The organism is Micromonospora tarensis, assembly GCF_016803395.1.
Classification (GTDB): Bacteria; Actinomycetota; Actinomycetes; order Mycobacteriales; family Micromonosporaceae; genus Micromonospora; species Micromonospora tarensis.
The window spans coordinates 1-2,434 of sequence record NZ_JAEVHL010000443.1 but is presented as its reverse complement, the minus strand read 5'-3'; the positions used below and the strand labels follow the sequence as shown (position 1 = coordinate 2,434).

At 74.5% G+C, this 2,434-nt stretch carries 2 pseudogenes; both read right to left on the bottom strand.

Features of this window, described 5'->3' with window-relative positions:
• Nucleotides 1–641: pseudogene (locus tag JM949_RS35270) on the bottom strand (SWIM zinc finger family protein); the annotation flags it as partial.
• Nucleotides 638–2,335 (bottom strand): annotated as a pseudogene (locus tag JM949_RS35265) (DEAD/DEAH box helicase); the annotation flags it as partial. The pseudogenes JM949_RS35270 and JM949_RS35265, both read right to left, overlap by 4 nt.
• Nucleotides 2,336–2,434: the final 99 nt, after the last annotated feature.

The window sequence follows — 2,434 nt, the reverse complement described above, 5'->3', positions numbered from 1 at the left end:
GGTCGGCCGGCGGGCGCGGCGGGGCGGCACCGGTGGCCGCGGCGCGCCGGGCGCGGAGTTCGTCGAGCAACTCCGCGCGGGGACCGACCGCGCCAGTGCAGCAGCTCGAACGGGTCGGCGTCGAACGCCTCGGCCAGCAGGTAGAACGTCGCCGCGAGGTGCTTGCACGGCACCGCGAAGTCGGGGCAGTCGCAGCGCTGGGTCAACTCGTCGACGGCGGCCGGGAAGAGCGGCGCGCCAGCGGCGGCGAACAGCTCCTCCAACTCGTCGGGGAGGTCCCCGGCGAGCAGCCGGGCGCTGAAGAACGCCTGCCCGGCCAGCTCGTTCTCGATCCGGGACCAGAGCGCGGCCGGGAACGGCTTCACCGCGATCGACACCCGGTACGGCTGCGCCCGGGAACCCTGCACCACCGCGCTGACCCGTCCGGGTGTGATGTCGAGGGTGAGCACCTGACCGGCCCGCGCGTACGACCGGCCCCGGGTCAGCCGGGTGCCGAGCGCGAACGACTCCAGCACCTCCAGGAAGCGCCGCGACCACCAGGACCGGCCGATCGCGCCCCGGGCGCTGCGCGCCCGCAGACCCCCGTCGACCCTGCGGGGGCGGCCGTAGTCGGCGAACCGGCCGGTGCTGCGCTCGCTCACTCCACCACCGCCCCGGCCTCCAGGGCGAACAGCTCCCGCAGCTGGCCGGTGGACAACTCGGTGATCCACTGCTCACCGGTGCCGACCACCCGTTCGGCGAGGCTGCGCTTGTCGGCGATCAGCGCGGCCACCTTCTCCTCGACAGTGCCGGCGCAGACGAACTTGCGGACCTGCACCCGCCGCCGCTGGCCGATCCGGAACGCCCGGTCGGTGGCCTGGTCCTCCACCGCCGGGTTCCACCACCGGTCCACGTGCACCACGTGGTTGGCGGCGGTCAGGGTCAGCCCGGTGCCACCGGCCTTGAGCGAGAGCACGAAGAGCGGCGGACCGTCCGCCGACTGGAAGCGCTGCACCATGGCGTCCCGCTCGGCCTTCCCGAGCCCGCCGTGCAGGAACAGCACCTCCCGGCCGAACCGCGCCGACAGGTGACCGCGCAGCATCGCCCCGAACTCGGCGTACTGGGTGAACAGCAGCGCCCGCTCCCCCGCCGCCAGCACCTCCTCCAGGATCTCGGTCAGCCGGGCCAGCTTGCCGGAGCGGCCCTCCAGCGGCGAGCCGTCGCGCAGCAGTTGGGCGGGGTGGTTGCAGACCTGCTTGAGTCGGGTCATGGTGGCCAGCACCAGCCCGCGTCGCTCGATGCCGTCGCTGGTCTCGATCCGGGCGAGCATGTCGTCGACCACCACCTGGTACAGCGCGGCCTGCTCGGCGGTGAGGTTGCAGAGCACCTCCATCTCGAGCTTCTCCGGCAGGTCCGAGATGATCGACGAGTCGGTCTTGAGCCGGCGCAGCACGAACGGTCCGGTGATCCGGCGCAGCCGCTCGGCGGCCTCGGCGTCGCCGTTGCGCTCGATCGGCTCGGCGAACCGCTTGCGGAACGTCGCCGCCGGCCCGAGCAGCCCCGGGTTGGCGAACTGCATGATCGACCAAAGGTCGGCGAGCCGGTTCTCCACCGGCGTACCGGTCACCGCCACCCGCTGCCGGGCGGGCAGCGCGCGAACCGCCTCGGCCTGCCGGGTCGACGCGTTCTTGATCGCCTGTGCCTCGTCCACCACCACCCGGTGCCAGTCGATGCCGGCCAGGTCAACCGCGTCGCGGGCGGCCACCGAGTAGGTGGTGAGGACCAGGTCCGCGCCGTGCGCGGCGGTCGTGAACTCCGCCCCCCGCGCGCGCTCCGCGCCGTGGTGTACGTGCACCCGCAGCCCCGGGGTGAACCGGGCGGCCTCCCGCTGCCAGTTGCCGACCAGCGACATCGGACAGACCAGCAGGGTCGGCCCGGCCTCCGGCGGGTCCCCGGCGAGCAGCGCGAGCAGTTGCACGGTCTTGCCCAGCCCCATGTCGTCGGCGAGCACGCCACCCAGGCCGAGCGACCGCAGGAAGGCCAGCCAGGCCAGCCCGCGCTGCTGGTACGGGCGCAGCGTCCCCTGGAAGCCGGGCGGCGGGTCCAGCGGGGTGAGCCGTCGCTCGACCGCGCCGGCGAGCAGGTCGCCCAGCGCCCCGTCGGCGGTCACCTCCAGCACCGGCAACGCCCCGGTGGCCTCGCCGTCGGCCAGCCCGAGCCGGAGCAGGTCGGCGACGGTCAGCTCGCCGGCGGAGCGGAGCAGGCGCAGGCCGGCGGCGAGTCGCCCCGGATCCAGCTCCACCCACCGGCCGCGCAGCCGCACCAGCGGGGTCTTCGTCTCGGCCAGTGCCGCCAACGGAGCGGAGCAGGCGCAGGCCGGCGGCGAGTCGCCCCGGATCCAGCTCCACCCACCGGCCGCGCAGCCGCACCAGCGGGGTCTTCGTCTCGGCCAGTG